Raw genomic sequence first — 2,416 nt, 5'->3', positions numbered from 1 at the left:
CTGGGCGAGCTCGCCGCCCGGCACACGATCGTGCTGCACGAGCTGAGCTCCCAGCGGGCCTCTCTGGAGGAGGCGTTCATGCAGATGACGGCGGACTCGGTGGAGTACCACGCGCACTCGGAGCGCGGCGCCGTGCCGCCGGTGGGGCCGCACTGGGGCGATCAGTGGAACCAGCCGCCCGGCTCCGCCCCGGGGGCTTCCGGCGGTTCCGGCACCGGAACGGGGGTGTGACGGCGATGGCATCGGTACCCGCGGTCCTGACCTCCGAGTGGACCAAGATCCGTACGGTTTCCTCGACGACGTGGACGCTGATCTCCGCGTTCGCCGTCACCGTCGCGATGAGCGCCGCGCTCTGCGCGGTGATGAACTCCCAGTTCGACGACCTCTCCGACGCGGAGCGGGCCACGTTCGACCCCACGTTCATCAGCTTCTCCGGGATGATCCTCGGCCAGCTGGCGATGGTCGTCTTCGGTGTCCTGGTGGTCGGTACGGAGTACAGCTCCGGCATGATCCGCACCTCGCTCGCGGCGGTGCCGCAGCGCGCCACCTTCCTCTTCAGCAAGATGCTGGTCGCCGGCGTGCTGGCCCTGGTGGTCGGGATGGTGACCAGCTTCGTCTCGTTCTTCCTCGGCCAGGCCCTGCTCGGTGACCACAGCATCGGCATCGGCGAGGACAACGTGCTGCGGGCGGTCTTCGGCGCGGGCCTCTACATGGGGCTGATCGCGATCTTCTCCATGGGGGTGGCGGCGATGCTGCGCAGCTCCATGCTGTCGCTCGGCATCCTGATGCCGTTCTTCTTCCTGGTCTCGCAGATCCTGTCGGCCGTGCCGGGCGCCAAGAGCGTCGCCCAGTACTTCCCCGACCAGGCCGGTTCGAAGATCATGCAGGTGGTGCCCGACGCGATGAACAGCGATCCGGCACCGTACGGGCCGTGGGCCGGGCTGCTGATCATGGTGGCGTGGGTGGCGGCCTCGGTGATCGGCGGCTTCCTCGTACTCAAGAAGCGCGACGCCTGACCTCGGGGAAGCGCGATGCCTGACCATGAGAAGCGCGACGCCTGACCGGGTGCCGTGGGCCCCGGTCCACGGCACCCGGAAGCGACTCGCCCCGGTATCGACTTGGCCGGAACCGTCAGCGCCTGGATATCCTCCTCACTCATACGGGGGGCGTACGGCCGACGGCCTGTGCCCCGACGACAGATAAGTCGATGGGCTGGAGCATGATCGAGGCAGTCGGCCTGACCAAGCGCTATGGCGCGAAGACGGCCGTGTACAACCTTTCCTTCCAGGTGCGGCCCGGCGCCGTCACCGGGTTCCTCGGCCCCAACGGGTCGGGGAAGTCGACCACGATGCGGATGATTCTCGGCCTGGACCGGCCGACCGAGGGCCGGGCGACCATCGGCGGCCACGAGTTCCGCGATCTGCCGAACGCCCCGCGTCAGGTGGGCGCCCTGCTCGACGCCAAGGCCGTGCACGGCGGGCGCAGCGCCCGCAGTCACCTGCTCTCGCTCGCCCAGCTCGCCGGTATCCCGGCCGCCCGGGTCGACGAGGTGCTGGGAGTCGTCGGCCTCCAGCAGGTGGCGTCGAAGCGGTCCAAGGGCTTCTCGCTGGGCATGGGGCAGCGTCTGGGCATCGCGGCCGCGCTGCTGGGCGACCCGCAGGTGCTCCTCTTCGACGAGCCGGTCAACGGTCTCGACCCGGAGGGCATCCTCTGGGTCCGTAACCTGATGAAGATGCTGGCGTCCGAGGGCCGCACGGTCTTCGTCTCCAGCCATCTGATGAGCGAGATGGCTCTCACCGCCGACCATCTGATCGTGATCGGCCGCGGTCAGCTCATGGCCGACATGAGCATCACGGACTTCATCTCGGCCAACTCGGCCGATTTCGCCCGGGTCCGCGTCCCGGACGACGGGCCCGAGCAGCGCGAGAAGCTCACCGCCACGCTCACCGAGGCGGGCGGCCAGGTCATGTCGGAGCCGGACGGCGCCCTGCGGATCACCGGCCTCCGGCTGCCGCGGATCAGCGATCTGGCCCATGAGGCGGACGTCCGGCTGTGGGAGCTCTCGCCGCACCAGGCCTCGCTGGAGGAGGCGTACATGCGGATGACGCAGGGCGCCGTCGACTACCGCTCGACGGCGGACCAGGTGGCTCATCTGCAGGCGCCGCAGCAGCCCGCCGGATACGGACCGCAGCAGGCGTACGCCCCGCCGCAGAGCGCCCCCGAGGTGCCTCAGCAGGGCTGGTACGCTCCGCCGCCGCCCGGCCAGAACCCGTACGCGGGCGCACCGGGATCGGGGAGGTGTAGTAGCCGGCCTGCGCGCCCGGCCACCCTGGGTGACGCGGTCGCCTCGGAATGGACCAAGATCCGGTCCGTTCGCTCCACGATGTGGACGCTCGGCGTCATGATCGTGCTGGTG

Annotated in this window: 2 protein-coding genes and 1 pseudogene; all 3 read left to right on the top strand. The window is 69.7% G+C overall.

The window, feature by feature from the left end; translation table 11 throughout:
* Positions 1-231: pseudogene (locus EAO72_RS33260) on the top strand (ABC transporter ATP-binding protein); the annotation flags it as partial.
* A gap of 5 nt (positions 232-236) precedes the next feature.
* Positions 237-1,016 (top strand): ABC transporter permease subunit, encoded by a 780-nt coding sequence (locus tag EAO72_RS33255; RefSeq protein WP_148020758.1) that lies wholly within the window; start codon positions 237-239, stop codon positions 1,014-1,016.
* Between the two features lie 203 nt (positions 1,017-1,219).
* Positions 1,220-2,416 (top strand): ATP-binding cassette domain-containing protein (locus EAO72_RS33250; RefSeq protein WP_261991708.1); only part of this gene is annotated, 1,197 nt, incomplete at its 3' end.

Origin of the sequence: Streptomyces sp. OR43 (assembly GCF_008042275.1) — a bacterium.
Taxonomy (GTDB): Bacteria; Actinomycetota; Actinomycetes; order Streptomycetales; family Streptomycetaceae; genus Streptomyces.
The sequence above is the reverse complement of the archived record's forward strand: the minus strand, read 5'-3'. Positions and strand labels throughout refer to the sequence as shown.

Excerpts from the sequence above, each read along its gene's own strand:
- EAO72_RS33255 (WP_148020758.1), top strand. The coding sequence starts at position 237 with ATGGCATCGGTACCCGCGGTCCTGACCTCCGAGTGGACCAAGATCCGT.